Genomic DNA, 15,083 nt, shown 5'->3' with positions numbered 1-15,083 from the left:
AACAACCCCGCCACGCGCACCCGCCTCGCCAGGGCAAAAAAATATTCGCAACAGCCCACCCGGCTATTGCGAATACTTTTACCCCGGTAATGCTGGGGTGTCACCCGTGAAAAGAGAAGAACTTATGACGCACGGCGTGCACGTGCTGCACGACGCTTCAGCGCACGACGCTCGTCCTCGCTCAGGCCGCCCCACACGCCTGAGTCCTGACCAGTGTCCATTGCGTACTGGAGGCACATCTCGGTAACCGAGCAACGTGCGCACACAGCCTTTGCGCGCTCGATCTGATCTACTGCCGGGCCGGTGTTGCCGACCGGGAAGAAGAGCTCGGGGTCTACGGTGAGACAAGCAGCCTTCTCGCGCCAATCCATACTAAATTTCCTCCTGTTTGGTTTTCGCACAGGCACGAAACAGGAGAGGCAGATAGCCTTACAGTTGCGCGCTGCACGTGAACACGTGATTGAGAATGCTCACGTCGGTGTGCGCGGAACTCGATGATGTATATATCGTTGCATGTAAATGAACAGTAATCAATAGTTTATTTCTCGTAATTTTCGCCAGGAGTATTTTTCAATGTCTGAAGACGTCACACCCAGCGACTACGAGGTCGCGTTGAACGCCGCAAATGCCCCGAAATCGCGCCTCGGGTGGACGATTTTGCGCCTCGTGCTCGTGCTGGAGTCGCTCGCTGGGCTTGTGGTTCTCTGGCAGACATTCAGCGGCGTTCTGGGCGACAAAGACGCTCCCGCTGGCCTTCGGGCGAGCATCATCATTTCAGTTGTGCTCTGCTGGATCTGGGTGGCTGTGACCGCATACGGCGCAGCGAAGGGCATGCCGAGTTGGGCGCGCGGATCCGCCATCACGATCCACATCCTCATGTTCTCGGCGGCGGTCGGTATTTTGCAGGGAATCCTTGGCACGGTCGCCGTCGGTATTGCCTTGCTGCTCGTCGCGATCGTCGCAATCGTCGCCGCGATCATTGCGCGGCCGACTCCGCCCGAACCGCTCGACGGCTAGCAGCACGCAGGGCCGGCAACTCATTGCCGATTCAGGACGGCTACTCGCGGTCGTCCTTCGTGAGCACTGCTTTTCGCGAGAGCTCGATTGACCAGGCGCCGCCAATCAACACGGCGGGACCCATGAACAGCAGTAGCACCTCACTGTGCGCCGGAAGAAACTGCATCGCGACCCAGATAGCGCTGACCAGGCATAGAGTGGTCACCGCAGCGGGGAATGCAGCAGCGCGTGCGGCTCTGAACCGTGCGCGATCCGGCGTACCGTCGTGGTACACCGCAGGGAGCAGCCGCACGGCAAAAAGCACCATGAGTACGCCAACACAGAGTGGTGTGACCCACTGCGAAAGTACGTTGACTATCGGGTCAATGCTCATGGTGCCGTGACGGATCTGCCGGCTTAGACCTCGACGATCTTGCGAACACGCGCAACGTGGCCGGTGGCCTTGACGTTGTACAGCGCCTGCTCAATCTTGCCGTCGGCGTCGATGATGAAGGTTGAACGGATGACCCCCTTCAGCAGGCGACCGTACGAGTTCTTCTCGCCGTATGCGCCGTACGCGACGAGCGTTTCCTTCGAGGGGTCACTCAGCAGCGGGTACTCGAGCGCATCGCGCTCTGCAAACTTCGCCTGCTTCTCGACGGTATCGGGGGAGAGTCCGAGCACCTGGAAGCCGGCAGCTTCGAGCGGTGCGGTCGAGTCACGGAAGTCACATGCTTCCTTCGTGCAGCCTGGCGTCATTGCTGCCGGATACACGAAGATGATGACGCGCTTCCCGCGGAACTCTGCGAGGGTGCGGACGTTGCCGTCCTGATCCTGCAGCGAGAAGTCGGGTGCCGCCTGGCCTGGCTCGAGAATGATGCGTTCGGTCATGCCTTCCACCCTATGGCAAAAGGCGGCGAAGTGACTCGACGCGCAGCGCGCCCATCGCGTCGAGACGCTCGTCTGCGATCGCGAGGTCGAGCTCGCAGTCCGGAGCGTCCTCGCGGTGCGTGCAGCCGCGGGGGCAGCTGTCGATGAGCGTCGCGAGGTCGACAAAGCCGCGCAGAATGCCCTCGGCAGTCACGTGACCTAGGCCGAATGAACGCACACCGGGCGTATCGATGACCCAGCCCGGATCCACGTCTGCGTCCTCGCTCGAACCGACGCCGCCGCGCGGCATCCGGAAGGCGACCGACGATGACGAGGTGTGGCGGCCACGGCCGGTCACTTCGTTGACGTGCCCGGTCGCACGATCCGCCTCGGGTACGAGTGCGTTGATGAGCGTTGACTTCCCGACGCCAGAGTGGCCGACGAACACGGTCGTCTTGTCCTCGAGCTGGGCTCGGATCGCGGCGAGTACGCCGTCCGGTGCGTCCGTTTCCCAGTCAGCCGGCGAGCTGCGGAACACCGGCACCTCAAGGCCAGCAAAGTGCGCGAGGAACGGTTCGGGGTCAGCAAGGTCGCACTTGGTGATGCAGAGAATCGGGGAGATGCCAGCGTCATACGCCGCGACGAGGTAGCGATCCACGAGGCGCACGCGCGGTTCAGGATTGGCCGCGGCGATGACAATGAGCATCTGGTCGACGTTTGCGACCATGACACGCTCGACGGTGTCGCTGTCGTCTGCGCTGCGACGCAGCAGGGTCTTGCGATCTTCGAGGCCGACGATGCGCGAGAGTGAACCTTCTTCGCCGGAGATGTCTCCGACGAGCTGCACCCGGTCACCAATGACGATCGGGGTGCGGCGCAGCTCACGTGCGCGCGCCGCGGTGATGGAGCGCTCGGTGGGATCGTGCGGATCCGCGCCCTTCGGCACGAGCGTGGTGTACCGGCCGCGATCAACCGCGGTGACCATGCCAATGACCGCGTCTGCGTGTTCCGGGCGACGCTTCGTGCGCGGTCGGTTCGCCTTCGGGTTCGGGCGGCTGCGGACACGATGATCCGCGTACTCCGCGTAGGGGCCGTCGAGATCGTCGTCGTCAGACGTCAGCCAGCTCATACGGTCAGTCCGTTGCCGAGATCGAAGAACATGGGTTCGGCTGGCTCCTCCGAGGGAGCGTCGATGGCAGTCCCGGTTGCGAGCGCAGTCCAGAGTTCGGGGAACTCCGGCAGCGTCTTTGATGTGCACGCGATGTCGTCGATCATGACGCCGGGTACGCGCAGACCGATGAGCGCACCAGCCTGCGCCATGCGGTGATCGGCGTATGCGCGCCAGGGGCCACCGGTGAGGGGAGCCGGGGTGATTGCGATGCCGTCTTCAAGCTCTTCCGCGTCGCCACCGAGTGCGCGGATCTCTGTCACCAGCGCCGCAATACGGTCAGTCTCATGGTGTCGAATGTGGCCGATACCAGTGATCTTGCTCGGCGAATCAGCGAGCGCTGCGAGCGCAACGAGCACGGGCGCAAGTTCGCCTGCCTCGGGAACGTGCAGCTCAACACCAGTGATCTTGCCGGTGCCGGAAATCGTCAGTCGGTCGCCATCCAGGCTCACCGATGCGCCAAACTTCGGAAGCAGCTCGCGCAAGTGATCGCCGACCTGGGTCGTCACGGCGGGCCAGTGCGGCACGGTCACGGAGCCACCAACGACGAGCGCAGCGGCAAGGAACGGCGCCGCGTTCGACAGATCAGGTTCGATCGTGAGATCGAGGGCGCGGATCGGCCCAGGCGCCACACGCCACTCACCCGTCGCTGGGGAGTCAGCGTCGACACCGCGAGCGCGCAGTGCCTCGAGAGTCATCTCGATGTGCGGGACGCTCGGCAGGCGGTCTCCGGTGTGGACCACGTGAACGCCCTCATCGAAGCGCGCGCCAGAGAGCAGCAGACCAGAAACGAACTGGCTCGAGAGTGAGGCATCGAGTTCGACGCGGCCACCGCGGAGGCTGCCGGTGCCGTGCACGGTGAAGGGAAGTGCGCCGCGGCCATCGTCTGCGATGTCAGCACCGAGGGCCGAGAGCGCCTCGAGAATGGCGCGCATGGGGCGCTTGCGGGCATAGGGGTCGCCGTCAAACGAGGTCGGGCCGAGCGCGAGGGCGGCGACCGCGGGAACGAAGCGCATGACTGTGCCAGCGAGGCCGCACTCGACCGAGGTCGATCCGCGCAACTCTGCAACCGGGGTGATGCGCAGATCTGGGCCATAGGGGCCGCTGCCAGGAAGCTCCTCGATCACGGTGCCGAAGGAACGGAGCGCCTCAACCATGAGGTTCGTGTCGCGCGAATGGAGCGGGGCACGCAGGGTTCCGGTGCTGTCAGCGAGCGCCGAGAGGATGAGCTCGCGGCCCGTCAGCGACTTTGAGCCGGGGAGCGGTACGACCGTCGCAAGTTCGTGAGCCGCAACCGGTGCTGCCCATGCCTGATCGCCGCCGTCGAGCGCGTCGCCTGAGCGCGCCTCGTCGCCGTCATTGCCTGAGTTCATTTTTCCGACCAACATCACTGCCGAGTCTATCCCGCGGGCCTGTGCTGAAGCCATTGCGCGCGCGTACGTGACGGTTTGCAGCAAGATTCGGGTAAACCGCAATAGGATCGGGATGTGAGTGAAACCGAGACCCTCAAGGCGCGATTCGCCGAAGACGCGCTGCCGTTGCTCGACCAGCTCTACGGCGCAGCGATGAAAATGACGCGAAACCCGGCCGATGCGCAAGACCTGGTGCAAGAGACCTACCTCAAGGCGTTCGCGGCGTTTGCCCGCTTTGAAGAGGGGACGAACCTCAAGGCCTGGCTCTATCGCATTATGACGAACACCTACATCAACGGCTATCGCAAGAAGCAGCGAGAGCCGCACCTCGGTGTCGTTGAAGAGCTCGAAGAGTGGCAGCTTGGTGGCGCAGAATCCACCACCGCAGCACCCACGTCGACCCAGTCGGCAGAAGCTGAAGCGATTGACCGCACGCCAGCGAGCGTGGTGACGGACGCGCTCGCCTCACTCAAGGAAGACTTCCGCATCGCGGTGTACCTCGCCGATGTTGAGGGCTTTAGCTATCAGGAGATCGCGGAGATCGTCGGTGTCCCGATTGGTACGGTCATGAGCCGGCTACACCGCGGACGTGCGAAGCTTCGTCAGTTGCTTGGGGAATACGCGAGCGAGCAGGGCGTTGGACTCAGTAAGAACGAAAATACATCAGCGAAGGGAGTATGACGATGCAGAACGACACCGTCAACGACTGCGGCTGTGAGACGGCTCGCGCCAAGCTCTATGACTGGCTGCGCGGCGAGCTGTGCACCGAAGACTCGGCACCTATCCGTGAGCACCTCACGAACTGTGCGAACTGTCGGAGCGAGCAGTCAGTGTGCGAGAGCCTCACCGAGGTCATCAAGCGCGTCTGCGAGGACGAGCGTGCAGATTGTGCGCCCGCTGACCTGCGTGACGCGATCCTGCGAGGGCTCCAGGCCTAGCGTCGTTCGCGAGCCTAGCCGCGCCAGGTTGTCGGCGGCAGCTCGAGTCGTGCCGCGAGCAGCTCTCGGGTGTAGGGGTGCTCAGGCTGTGTGAGGATCTGCTCCGTCGGGCCGTCCTCGACAATGAGGCCGTTGCTCATGACGACCGTGCGTTCCGCGAGCTGCGGCACGATGCTGAGGTCGTGCGTGATCGTGATCATCGTGAGGCCGAGCTCCGCCCGCAGCTGCGCGAGCAGCTCAAGCACGTGTGCCCGCACGAGCACGTCGAGCGCGCTCACTGGCTCGTCACCGACGAGGAGCTCTGGGCGGTGGATGAGGGCGCGAGCAATCGCGATCCGCTGCCGCTGACCGCCGGAAAATGCGCGCGGCAAGCGATCAACGGCGTCTGCTGGGAGGCCAACGCGAACGAGCATCGCGCGCGCCATCTCTAGCTGTTCTTCGCGACTGCACGGCTCCGCTGCCGACTCCAGCGGCTCGGCTACCGAATCACCAATCGTGCGTCGCGGATTGAACGACGAGTAGGGGTCCTGGAACACGAGCCCGGTTCGGCGCCGCAACCACACGAGGTCGTCGGTGCGCGGATCGATCCGCCGCCCGTCGAAGAAGACCTCGCCACTCGTGGGCTTGCTCAGTCCGAGCAGCTGACGCGACAGCGTCGTCTTGCCCGAGCCAGACTCGCCGACGATCGCGACGCTCTGCCCGCGCAGCACATCGAGTGTGACGCCCGCGAGCGCGTGCACGCGATTGTGCTTTCCGAAGAGGGTTTGCGCGGGTGTGCGGTACACCTTGGTGACGTCGCGCACGGAGACGAGCGGCTGAGTGAGCGGCTGTGCGGGTGACTCGGTCATGTGTGGGCGCCTCCTGCCGCGGCGATGAGCGCGCGGGTGACCTCGTGCGCTGGGCGTTCCAAGATATCGATGGCGGATCCCGACTCGACCAGCCGGCCGTCGTCGAACACGAGGATGCGGTCCGACACGAGCTGGACCGCCGCGATGTCGTGCGAGATGCAGAGCAGGGAGCAGTCGCCACGATCAACGATCGTGTTGAACAGGTCGAGGATGCCGCGCTGCACGGAGACGTCGAGCGCGGTCGTCGGCTCGTCGGCGAGCAGCAGGCCGGGCGACGCCGAGATGGCGGCGGCGATGGCCGCGCGCTGGCGCTGGCCGCCCGAGACCTCGTGCGGGTACGCGTTCACGATGCGCGCGGGGTCCTTGAGGCTGACCTGCTCCGCGAGGCGGACGGCAGCTGCCGTCCGCTCACTCTTGCTCAGGCGATAGTGCAGCGCGAGGGCATCGGTCATCTGGTTGCCGAGCGTCTGGAACGGGCTGAGTGCCGTCTTCGGCTCCTGGAAGACCATGCCGATCTGGTCGCCGCGCAGCTTCGCGAAGTCGCGGTCAGACAGGGCGAGGAGCTCGGTCGTGGTGCCGTCGGGGTGCCCGACCTGGATCGAGCCGGTCGCTGTTGCGCCGTCTGGCAGCAGCCCGGCGATGGCGAGCGCTGTGAGGGTCTTGCCTGAACCTGATCCGCCGATAATTCCGACGCGCTCGCCAGCAGCCACCTCAAACGAAACGTCGTGCACGACTGCCTTGCCAGCGATCGCGATGGAGAGATTCTGCACCCGCAAGGTGAGGGACTGGGTCATCGTCGTACCTCCTGCAGCTCTGCGTCACGGCCGCCCTTTTCGAGCGCGTCACGCAACGCGTCACCGAGCAAGAAGAACGCGAGCACGGTGAGTGAAATCGCGAGGCCCGGCCACAGGACCGACAGCGGGTGCACGGAAATGTAGCGCTCCATGTCGGCGAGCATGCGACCCCATGAGGGGACGTGGTTCGGGGCACCGAAACCGAGGAAGGACAGGCTCGACTCCGCGAGTACCGCGAGGCCCATGGAGAGGGAGAGCTGCACGAGGAATACCGGTCGTATCCCGGGCAAGAGGTGGCGCGTGAGTATCTTGCGGCGGGGGAGCCCCGCTGCGCGCGCGGCGAGCACATAGTCCTCGCGGGCGATTTGGTGCAGTTCGGCGCGGAGTACTCGGCCAATGGAAACACCGAACGCGATTCCGAGCGCGGCGATCACGATGGGGATGCCGCTGCCGAACACCGCACTGAGCATCGCCGTGAGCAGGATCGTGGGGAACGCGACCGCAACATCGATGAGCACCGCGACGACCTCGCGAACGGGACGCCTGCCGAGTCCGCCTGGGATCGCGAGCAGGAAGCCGATCACGCTCGCGACGGCACCGGTGCCGAGCGCGACACCGAGCGAGACCTTACTGCCGGCCATCAAGCGCGCGAAGATGTCCCGGCCGCTGCCATCGGTGCCGAGCGGGTGCGCGGCAGATGGCTTCTGCCAGATCTGCGCGGCACTCGCGAAGTTAGGATCGGCAGGGAGCCAGAACATTGAGACGATCGCCACGAGCACCACGAGTGAGAGCACGATCGCGCCAGCGAGCCCGGCAGGGTTGCGCAGTATTGATTGCAGGGTGCGGATCATTCGCCAGCCCCCTTCAACCGCGGGTCGAGCATGCGATGCACGACGTCGACGATCGCGCCGATCACGAGGATGAGACCTGTGAGTACGAGCAAAATGCCCTGCACCTGTGGGAAGTCGCGGTCGCCAACATCGGTGAGGAGCATGCTGCCGAGACCGGGAAGCGAGAAGAGCTTCTCGATGACGACCGCGCCGACGATGAGCGCTGCCACCTGCAGGCCGAGCATCGAGACCACCGAGAGTCCGACGCCTGGGAGACCGTACTCCAGGAGCGCGCGCAAGCGCGTGCGGCCGCGTGCCATTGCCGCGCGCACGTGCTCTGCCTCGAGCGCGCGAAGTGTCGCGCTGCGCACGAAGCGGAAGAGGATCGCGCCCTCCATGAGGCCGATCGTCAGCGCGGGCAAAATGAGTGCGCGCAGCGCGGCGAGCGGATCGCCCCAGCCCTCACGTGGGAACCCCTGCGAGGGGAGCCAGCCGAGCCACTGCGACAGCACGAGAATGCCGAGTAGACCGGCCCAGACAACGGGGATCGCCGAGGCAAACGTGCTCGAGACGGTCACGATTTTGCCAGCAGCGGTGTTCGCGCGATACGCGGCGAAGACACCGAGTGGCAACGCGACAATGAGCATGACGATCAGCGAAAGTGCGGTGAGGGGAAGCGTTACTTCAGCCTTTTCCACCAGGCTCGCAGCGACGGGCTGGCCAGTCAGCGCGGAGGTGCCGAGATCGCCACGCAGTACGCCTCCCATCCAGGAGACGTACTGCGTCACGAGCGGCTGATTCAAGCCGAGCTGCTCACGGAGTTCGGCGATGCGCTCAGGCGAAGCATTCGTGCCACCGATCACCTGGGCAACATCGCCTGGCAGCACGCGCAGCGTCGCAAAGATTACGACGCTGGCGAGCAGCCAAGCGAGGACGAGGAGTCCTGCTCTGGTGAGGATGAAACGAGTCACTCTACGAGAGTACCGGGCGTTGCCCGTGGCTAGTTGACGGTGACCTCAGCGAGGTTCACGCGGCTGTTCGTGTTCACCTCGGGGAAACCAGTGACCTTGGTGCTCACGACGTTGGTCGGCGTGTAGTTGAAGAGCCACTTTGCGGGCGCATCCTGAGCGACGATGGTCGCTGCTTCCTGGAGCAACTCGTCAGACTTGTCGGCGTCGGTCGCAGCGAGTGCTTCAGCGTAGAGCTTCTGCACGTCAGCGTTGTCGTATCCGAAGTAGTAGTCGGGGTTCGCGTAGTTTGCGAAGTCACGAGCTTCGGCGTGGTCGACGTAGCTGAGCTGGTAGTCACGGTTCTGGTAGACCTCAGACAGCCACGTCGCAAACTCAACCGACTTCACCTTGACCGACACGCCGACTGCCGCGAGCTGGCTCGTGACGAGATCGAGCGATGTCGTGTCGTAGTGGTTCGGCGCGGTGATGGTGAGGCTGAGGTTCGGGTGACCCGCCTCGAGGAGCAGGGCGCGGGCAGCCTCGGGGTCGTAGGCGTTGACGTCCGTCAGATCTGTGTAGCCGGGCTCGAGCTCGGTGATCGGGCTGCCGATGACCTTCGCGTCACCGTTCTGGGTGCCGAGAAGCGCTTCGCTGTCGATTGCCATGCTGAGTGCCTGACGAACCTTCGGGTCGTTCAGGGGTGCCTGCTGCGAGTTGTACGCGAGCGTGAAGACGTCAGAGCTGTCAGCACGAACGAGAGTGAAGTTCGAGTTGTTTTCAAACTCGGCACGCAGCGGAGGGAGCAGTGCGGTGTGGACGTCGAGGTCGCCTTCCTTCAGCGCGTTGACCGCAGCACGGCCTTCGGGGAAGAAACGGAAAACGGCGCGGTCAAGCGTTGCTGCCTCGCCCCAGTAATCTGCATTGCGTGCGAGGGTCAGGCTGTCGCCCTTCTTCCACTGCTCGAACGTGTACGGGCCGGTGCCGTTTGCCGAGCTCTGCAGGTTGTTGGTCGCGGCGGTCTCGAGAATGAGGCCCGACTGGTTCGCGAGTACCCACAGGAGCATGCTGTTGGGTTCGGCAAGCGTGATCTTCACGGTCTGCTCATCAACCTTGGTGATCGTCGGCGTGAAACCAACGGTCGTGTCCAAGAGCGAAGCTGTCAGTGAGTCAACGACGTCGTCGGCGGTCATGACGTTGCCCGAATGGAACTTGACGCCCTGCTGCAACGAGAAGGTGTACTCGCGGCCATCGTCGCTGACCTGGGGCATGTCTGTTGCGAGGACCGGAACGATCTCTGCGACGGTGCCAGGTTTAATGCCGACGAGGCCCTGGTAGACGTTGTCGATGAGAATCTGGCCGGTGGCGACACCGGTGTTCTCTCGAACGTCAAGGCTCGAGGGTTCGAGTACGAGACCGATGGTGATCTCGTTGTCTGCCGCGTTCTTTGCGCCGTTTGGCTTGCTGAAGAAGAACACTGCGGCGCCGATGATGAGGGCAATAACTACGATTGCGGTGATGATGATCGGCGTGCGCGACTTGCCACGCTTGGCGTAGCTTGGCGCTGCGGGAGTGGTTTCACTCACGTCGGGTCTCCTTGGAACATGATTGCTTACGACCGAGCGGCCGCAGACAGGGATATGACTGTGCACGGCGCTTCACTGCGCGAGTGGATAACAGCAGACATTACGCGCCAGATTGTCTCGCTGCCACTGAGAAGTCGCAGTGTTGCAGTGTTGTTATCTCGGATCGAGTACTCGAATGTGGTGTGCAAGGTCCAGTGGAACCGCCTCGTGTAGGTTGTGCGGGCCCTCGAGCGTGGCGATTGTTGCGAGTGGCAACCGATCCGCCCACTCGCCTGCGAGCTCCTGAGAAACCATTCCAACGGACGCGGCAAACTGGACGACACCACACGTCAAACTGGCGAGTGCGTTCCAAGCGCCTGCGTACGGGCGCGGATCGTCTTGCGCAGCAGCGGACTGCTCTGCGTCGGCCGTGCCCGCGTCGGTCTGGTCTGCCGTGGGAGCTGCAGGCAGCCCCGCGAGATGGGCAAAGTGGTGCGTCCATTCGAGGCGACCATCCTCGCGGAGGCGCGTGTTGAGCGTCACACCGCGGGTGAGTGCGGTGCGGTCGGCCCCGATGCCGAATGCGATTGCGCGGTCTACGGCTTCATCAACGTTGGCAAACGATCGCTGGCCCGTGATGAATTCCGCGACACCTGCGCCATCGGTGCTCGGCGAGACGCCAGGGGTGATGTCGACGATCATGAGTTCGCGCAGCATTCCTGGGCGTAGCTGCTCGAGCGCAGCCGCAGCGTAGGCGGCCGCGAGCCCACCGAGCGAGTGACCGAGAAGCTGAAACGGGGTGTCTGGCTGTGCGTCGGCGAGGGCGACGAGGAACTCGACGATTGCCGGTGCGATGACCTCGGGACGGTAGTCGGCGTCTGCACGCCAGCTGCTGCGGCCGTGGCCAGGCAGATCTACCGAGATTGCTGGTCGGTCAAGCGCGAGCAACATGGGGTCGAAGCTGTGCGCGTTGAGTCCCGCGCCGTGGAGCACGACGAGCTGTGCGGGCTGCTCGGGGGAGAAGCGGAGGGCGCTGAGCGATCCGCTCCCATCGGCAAGCTGGAATTCCGTGCGGATCACCGTGGGAAGCGCAGTGGCGCGCTCGACCCGCGCGGCGTCACCTGCGAGGAACCGAAACTCTGAAGCATCATTGGACATTCCATGAGCGTACCGGAGCGTCGGCGTGAACTAGCGGATGTAGCCGCCGTCTTTCAGGCCAGCTTCGATCTCGAAGCGGTTCTTGAGTGGATCGCTGCCCGCAAGCGCGTACAGGAGTGGCATGGCGAGTCCGTAGTGGCGCCACTGTTCCTGGTGGACGCGCTCATGGCGCAGCACCGCGGGGGAGACGTTGCGACCCGTGAGATAGCAGCCACCGACGCAGACACCGCCGCGTTTGTACGCCCACTTTGGGAGCCCCTGGAATACCCACAGGCCGTCGACCTTTCGCACTTTGCCGGTCGACATGATGAATCCCCACGTAAAGCCGACCGCGGTTGCGTACGCGTAACCGAACCTGGCGAGCGGAAGCGGCTTACTCATGCGGCGCCACCTGCGGTGAGCGCACCGAGGATGCGAAGCACCGTTCCCTGGTCATCAGCAGCCTGCTCAGGGCTGGCTGGTGCGAACCCGCAAATTGCGGCGCTCGCGAGTGGGGCGATTTCACGCGCGGCGCGGATCGTGGAAACGACATCGGTAACAGTCAGCCCAAACGGCACCCCTGAGGTGACGGAGGTAAACTCAGCGGGGTCGAGCACATCAAGATCGACGTGCACATAGAGATGGCTCGGCCGGACCTCACGCAGCCAATCGGTCACCTGGACCGCAAGGGGCAAATCAGGATCGAGCATGAGATCGGCCGCGGTGAGCTGACGGAGACCAGCGGTCTCAATCGCCCCGAATTCCGCTTCGTCGGTATCACGCGTGCCGATGAGGATCGAGCGTTCGGCAGCCACCGGTGTGGCAAATGCGAGGTCAGGGGTGCCGTCACCGAGTGCGTGACGCAGGGTCATGCCAGCGGCGGATCCTGTTCGCGTGGTGTCAGGATGTTGCATGTCCGGGTGCGCGTCGAACCAGAGCACTGCGAGACGCTCGTGAGTCTCAGCAGTGTGTTCGAGCACGCCAAGCGCTGAGGAGCAGTCGCCGCCAAGCGCAATGACGGGTGTCGCCGCGTGCCGCATCGCGTCGCGTGTGGCATCGCGGGTAGCGATGACGCTACTGAGTCGTGAGACCTGAGTCGCGAGCGAATCACCGGCCTTTTCTGGCACATGCACCTCAGTGATTGCGCTCGCGGGAAGATCTTCGCGGAGTGACCGCGCACCATCAACGATTCGGAGCGCACGGGACGCTCCAGAACCTTGCCACGAAGGAATGAGTAGGAAACTCGCTGACATAGTCGTACCTCGTTGTTGCAGCTGACTGTGTGGAGACAATCGTACGCCCGGCTCCTACGAATTTGCTCCGTCTACCGTGACGAAATCAATGAGGTGCTCGACGCGACCGACGAGTTCTGGTTCGAGGTCTCGCCAGTCTCTGACATTGCCGCGGATGCGCTGCCATGCCTCGGCAATGTCGGCGATGTCATCAGCCGGCCACCCGAGTGCGCGGCAGATACCGGTCTTCCAATCCGTGCCGCGTGGAATGTGGGGCCACGTCGCAAGCCCGACGCGGGCTGGCTTCACTGCTGCCCAGATGTCGATGTACGGATGGCCAACGATGAGTACGTGCGCCCCGTGCGGCCCGCGGGCGATGGCTTCCGCGATCCGCGTCTCCTTACTGCCCGACACGAGATGGTCGAGCAGAACACCAGCACGGCGCCCCTTGCCAGGCCCAAAGTCGCGCAGTACCTCTTCGAGGTTGTCTGCGCCATCGAGCAGCTCGACAACGACGCCCTCGACTCGGAGATCATCGCCCCAGACCTGCTCGACGAGCTCGGCGTCGTGCTTGCCCTCGACAAAGATACGGCTCGGCATCGCGACGCGAGCGCGTGCCTGTGGCGCAGCGAACGAGCCGGATGCCGTGCGTGCGCGGGCGGCCTGCTTCTGCGGCATGACCAAGGTGACGGGCTTGCCCTCGATCATGAAGCCGTCCTGCATCGAGAAGGTACGCACCTTCCCGCGGAAGTCCTCAAGCTGCACATAGCCATCGCGTGCGCCGACGACGGCGCCGCACCACTCGGTCTCACTGTGTTCCACGATGAGACCCTTCGCAAGGGGCACCACCTGGCGCTGTACTGGGCCACGACGGGCCTTCATGGCTGCGACGGGGTCGAGGTCATAGCGTTCGTCAAACATCACCCCAAGCCTACGGCTTCGTGGCGTCCTCGCAGTGGAAACACTGGTCGGGTATAGCCTGGGGCTGTGGTCGACGAGGAACAGCGCGCAAAACGTACGTCAATGTTTGTTGATGTGAGCCCCCTTCGCGAGAGCCCAGCGTTCGCCCGGTTGTGGATCGGAAGCTCGGTCGCGCACATTGGTTCGCAGGTCACGATCGTCGCCGTGGGCTTGCACATCTATCAGCTCACAGGTTCGACATTTGCCGTCTCGCTGGTCGCGCTGTGGTCACTTGGGCCAATGATCGTCGCCGGCCTCGTTGGCGGCGCGCTCGCTGACCGCTACGACCGGCGACTCGTCGCGCTCGTGACCGCGATCCTTGCCTGGACGAGTATCGGCACCATGACGGTCATCGCGTTCCTCGGCGTCGAGGTGACCTGGCCGTACTATGCGCTCGCTGCGGTGAATGCGGCCTCCGCCACAATTCTTGGTGCGACTCGCGGAGCCATCCTCCCGCGCCTGCTTCGCCCACAAACGTTGCCGGCCGCCGCAGCCCTCAACGGCATCACCATGGGGCTTTCCGTCACGGTCGGTCCAGCGGTTGCAGGCGTACTCGTCGCGACGGTCGGCGTTCCGTGGACGTACCTCCTTGACGCTGTGCTCTTTACCGCGGCCTTCCTCGGTATCGTCGGTCTGCCAAGTATCGCGCCGGAAGGCGACCGATCCGCTCCCGTATTCCAATCAATGCGCGATAGCCTGCGGTTCCTGAAGCGCGCACCCAACGTCCGCGCTACGTTCATCTTCGACATTATTGCGATGACCTTCGGCAGCCCCCGCGTCGTGTTCCCTGCGGCCGGCGCGCTCATTTTGGGCGGCGGCCCCATCACCGTCGGCGCCCTGACCGCGAGCTTCGCAATTGGCGCGCTCGTGAGTTCGCTCCTCTCCGGCAAACTGGGCGCCGTACGACGACAGGGCCGCGCGGTCACAGTAGCGATCGCAGTGCACGGCTTGTGCGTTGCGCTCTTCGGCCTCGTACTCCTGATCTCGACACTGACCCTTGGCTTGGGCCTCACCGTACCGATCCACGAACTCAGCGAGCCTCGCATCGTTGCGATCGTGCTCGCGGGCATCGCGCTCGCCGGTTCTGGCGCAGCAGACAACGTAAGCTCCATTTTCCGCACGACGATTCTGCAGACTGCGGCGCCAGATGAGGTGCGCGGCCGCATGCAGGGCATCTTCTTCGTCGTGGTCGCTGGCGGCCCGCGGGTGGGCGACCTGTTCGCAGGCGCACTTGCGACCGCTGCGGCAATCTGGGCGCCACCCCTCTTCGGCGGACTCGTCATCATTACCCTCATGGTGATCCTCAGCCGCATGAGCCCAGGCTTCCAGAGGTATGACGCGCGCTCGCCGCAGCCGTGAGCCGCTCAGCTGGATCCCGAATGGTTT

18 protein-coding genes are annotated in these 15,083 nt (G+C 64.1%); 4 read left to right on the top strand and 14 right to left on the bottom strand.

What is annotated here, in order from left to right; all coding sequences use genetic code 11:
* Positions 1-122: 122 nt before the first annotated feature.
* A complete protein-coding gene (locus ICM05_RS00260; RefSeq protein ID WP_188022561.1) occupies positions 123-371 on the bottom strand; it encodes a WhiB family transcriptional regulator in 249 nt (82 codons plus the stop codon).
* Between the two features lie 202 nt (positions 372-573).
* Here ICM05_RS00260 and ICM05_RS00255 point away from each other — a divergent pair, with 202 nt between their 5' ends.
* Positions 574-1,017 carry a hypothetical protein gene (locus ICM05_RS00255; protein ID WP_188022560.1) on the top strand — a complete coding sequence of 148 codons (444 nt, stop codon included), beginning with the start codon at positions 574-576 and terminating at the stop codon, positions 1,015-1,017.
* A gap of 40 nt (positions 1,018-1,057) precedes the next feature.
* Here ICM05_RS00255 and ICM05_RS00250 read toward each other — a convergent pair whose 3' ends face one another.
* The 4 genes from ICM05_RS00250 to aroA are packed head-to-tail and all read right to left on the bottom strand — an operon-like array spanning position 1,058 to position 4,422.
* Positions 1,058-1,390, bottom strand: coding sequence for a hypothetical protein (locus ICM05_RS00250; RefSeq protein WP_188022559.1), 333 nt, complete (start codon positions 1,388-1,390; stop codon positions 1,058-1,060).
* Between the two features lie 23 nt (positions 1,391-1,413).
* Positions 1,414-1,887, bottom strand: a complete 474-nt coding sequence (gene bcp, locus ICM05_RS00245; protein ID WP_188022558.1) for a thioredoxin-dependent thiol peroxidase — start codon at positions 1,885-1,887, stop codon at positions 1,414-1,416.
* Positions 1,888-1,897: 10 nt separating this feature from the next.
* A complete protein-coding gene (rsgA, locus tag ICM05_RS00240) occupies positions 1,898-2,995 on the bottom strand; it encodes a ribosome small subunit-dependent GTPase A (protein WP_188022557.1) in 1,098 nt (365 codons plus the stop codon).
* Positions 2,992-4,422, bottom strand: a complete 1,431-nt coding sequence (gene aroA, locus ICM05_RS00235) for a 3-phosphoshikimate 1-carboxyvinyltransferase (RefSeq protein ID WP_188022993.1) — start codon at positions 4,420-4,422, stop codon at positions 2,992-2,994. Before aroA ends, rsgA begins: the two co-directional genes overlap by 4 nt.
* 99 nt (positions 4,423-4,521) lie before the next feature.
* Here aroA and ICM05_RS00230 point away from each other — a divergent pair, with 99 nt between their 5' ends.
* Together ICM05_RS00230 and ICM05_RS00225 are read left to right on the top strand one after the other, a co-directional pair.
* Positions 4,522-5,127, top strand: a complete 606-nt coding sequence (locus tag ICM05_RS00230; protein ID WP_188022556.1) for a sigma-70 family RNA polymerase sigma factor — start codon at positions 4,522-4,524, stop codon at positions 5,125-5,127.
* A gap of 2 nt (positions 5,128-5,129) precedes the next feature.
* Positions 5,130-5,384 carry a zf-HC2 domain-containing protein gene (locus tag ICM05_RS00225; RefSeq protein WP_188022555.1) on the top strand — a complete coding sequence of 85 codons (255 nt, stop codon included), beginning with the start codon at positions 5,130-5,132 and terminating at the stop codon, positions 5,382-5,384.
* 14 nt (positions 5,385-5,398) lie between these two features.
* On the opposite strand, the gene ICM05_RS00220 is transcribed toward ICM05_RS00225, so the two are convergent.
* From ICM05_RS00220 to ICM05_RS00180, 9 genes are all read right to left on the bottom strand, one after another.
* Complete coding sequence (locus ICM05_RS00220; RefSeq protein ID WP_188022554.1) at positions 5,399-6,232, bottom strand: ABC transporter ATP-binding protein; 834 nt, start codon at positions 6,230-6,232, stop codon at positions 5,399-5,401.
* On the bottom strand, positions 6,229-7,026 hold the full coding sequence (locus ICM05_RS00215) for an ATP-binding cassette domain-containing protein (protein ID WP_188022553.1): 798 nt from the start codon (positions 7,024-7,026) through the stop codon (positions 6,229-6,231). Before ICM05_RS00215 ends, ICM05_RS00220 begins: the two co-directional genes overlap by 4 nt.
* Positions 7,023-7,877, bottom strand: a complete 855-nt coding sequence (locus ICM05_RS00210; protein WP_188022552.1) for an ABC transporter permease — start codon at positions 7,875-7,877, stop codon at positions 7,023-7,025. The genes ICM05_RS00215 and ICM05_RS00210 overlap by 4 nt, the downstream gene beginning before the upstream one ends.
* A complete protein-coding gene (locus ICM05_RS00205) occupies positions 7,874-8,827 on the bottom strand; it encodes an ABC transporter permease (RefSeq protein ID WP_188022551.1) in 954 nt (317 codons plus the stop codon). The genes ICM05_RS00210 and ICM05_RS00205 overlap by 4 nt, the downstream gene beginning before the upstream one ends.
* A 29-nt stretch (positions 8,828-8,856) precedes the next feature.
* The gene (locus ICM05_RS00200) at positions 8,857-10,389 is read right to left on the bottom strand and encodes an ABC transporter substrate-binding protein (RefSeq protein ID WP_188022550.1); all 1,533 of its coding nucleotides are present in this window, start codon (positions 10,387-10,389) and stop codon (positions 8,857-8,859) included.
* Positions 10,390-10,542: 153 nt separating this feature from the next.
* Positions 10,543-11,526 (bottom strand): alpha/beta fold hydrolase, encoded by a 984-nt coding sequence (locus ICM05_RS00195; protein ID WP_188022549.1) that lies wholly within the window; start codon positions 11,524-11,526, stop codon positions 10,543-10,545.
* Positions 11,527-11,556: 30 nt separating this feature from the next.
* On the bottom strand, positions 11,557-11,907 hold the full coding sequence (locus ICM05_RS00190; protein ID WP_188022548.1) for a Fe-S oxidoreductase: 351 nt from the start codon (positions 11,905-11,907) through the stop codon (positions 11,557-11,559).
* Complete coding sequence (locus tag ICM05_RS00185) at positions 11,904-12,758, bottom strand: arginase family protein (protein WP_188022547.1); 855 nt, start codon at positions 12,756-12,758, stop codon at positions 11,904-11,906. The genes ICM05_RS00190 and ICM05_RS00185 overlap by 4 nt, the downstream gene beginning before the upstream one ends.
* 54 nt (positions 12,759-12,812) lie before the next feature.
* Positions 12,813-13,658 carry a DUF3097 domain-containing protein gene (locus tag ICM05_RS00180; RefSeq protein ID WP_188022546.1) on the bottom strand — a complete coding sequence of 282 codons (846 nt, stop codon included), beginning with the start codon at positions 13,656-13,658 and terminating at the stop codon, positions 12,813-12,815.
* A gap of 102 nt (positions 13,659-13,760) precedes the next feature.
* On the opposite strand from ICM05_RS00180, the gene ICM05_RS00175 reads away from it, so the two are divergent.
* A complete protein-coding gene (locus ICM05_RS00175; RefSeq protein ID WP_188022992.1) occupies positions 13,761-15,056 on the top strand; it encodes an MFS transporter in 1,296 nt (431 codons plus the stop codon).
* The last annotated feature ends 27 nt before the right edge of the window (positions 15,057-15,083 follow it).

Origin of the sequence: Leucobacter sp. cx-42 (genome assembly GCF_014529985.1) — a bacterium.
GTDB lineage: Bacteria > Actinomycetota > Actinomycetes > Actinomycetales > Microbacteriaceae > Leucobacter.
This window is presented reverse-complemented; position numbering and strand designations above follow the sequence as displayed.

Bases quoted from the DNA above. Each gene is read 5' to 3' on its own strand.
- ICM05_RS00260 (WP_188022561.1), bottom strand. From the start codon at position 371: ATGGATTGGCGCGAGAAGGCTGCTTGTCTCACCGTAGACCCCGAGCTC.
- ICM05_RS00255 (WP_188022560.1), top strand. From the start codon at position 574: ATGTCTGAAGACGTCACACCCAGCGACTACGAGGTCGCGTTGAACGCC.
- ICM05_RS00250 (WP_188022559.1), bottom strand. From the start codon at position 1,390: ATGAGCATTGACCCGATAGTCAACGTACTTTCGCAGTGGGTCACACCA.
- bcp (WP_188022558.1), bottom strand. From the start codon at position 1,887: ATGACCGAACGCATCATTCTCGAGCCAGGCCAGGCGGCACCCGACTTC.
- rsgA (WP_188022557.1), bottom strand. From the start codon at position 2,995: ATGAGCTGGCTGACGTCTGACGACGACGATCTCGACGGCCCCTACGCG.
- aroA (WP_188022993.1), bottom strand. From the start codon at position 4,422: ATGTTGGTCGGAAAAATGAACTCAGGCAATGACGGCGACGAGGCGCGC.
- ICM05_RS00225 (WP_188022555.1), top strand. From the start codon at position 5,130: ATGCAGAACGACACCGTCAACGACTGCGGCTGTGAGACGGCTCGCGCC.
- ICM05_RS00220 (WP_188022554.1), bottom strand. From the start codon at position 6,232: ATGACCGAGTCACCCGCACAGCCGCTCACTCAGCCGCTCGTCTCCGTG.
- ICM05_RS00215 (WP_188022553.1), bottom strand. From the start codon at position 7,026: ATGACCCAGTCCCTCACCTTGCGGGTGCAGAATCTCTCCATCGCGATC.
- ICM05_RS00210 (WP_188022552.1), bottom strand. From the start codon at position 7,877: ATGATCCGCACCCTGCAATCAATACTGCGCAACCCTGCCGGGCTCGCT.
- ICM05_RS00195 (WP_188022549.1), bottom strand. From the start codon at position 11,526: ATGTCCAATGATGCTTCAGAGTTTCGGTTCCTCGCAGGTGACGCCGCG.
- ICM05_RS00190 (WP_188022548.1), bottom strand. From the start codon at position 11,907: ATGAGTAAGCCGCTTCCGCTCGCCAGGTTCGGTTACGCGTACGCAACC.
- ICM05_RS00185 (WP_188022547.1), bottom strand. From the start codon at position 12,758: ATGTCAGCGAGTTTCCTACTCATTCCTTCGTGGCAAGGTTCTGGAGCG.
- ICM05_RS00180 (WP_188022546.1), bottom strand. From the start codon at position 13,658: ATGTTTGACGAACGCTATGACCTCGACCCCGTCGCAGCCATGAAGGCC.
- ICM05_RS00175 (WP_188022992.1), top strand. From the start codon at position 13,761: ATGTTTGTTGATGTGAGCCCCCTTCGCGAGAGCCCAGCGTTCGCCCGG.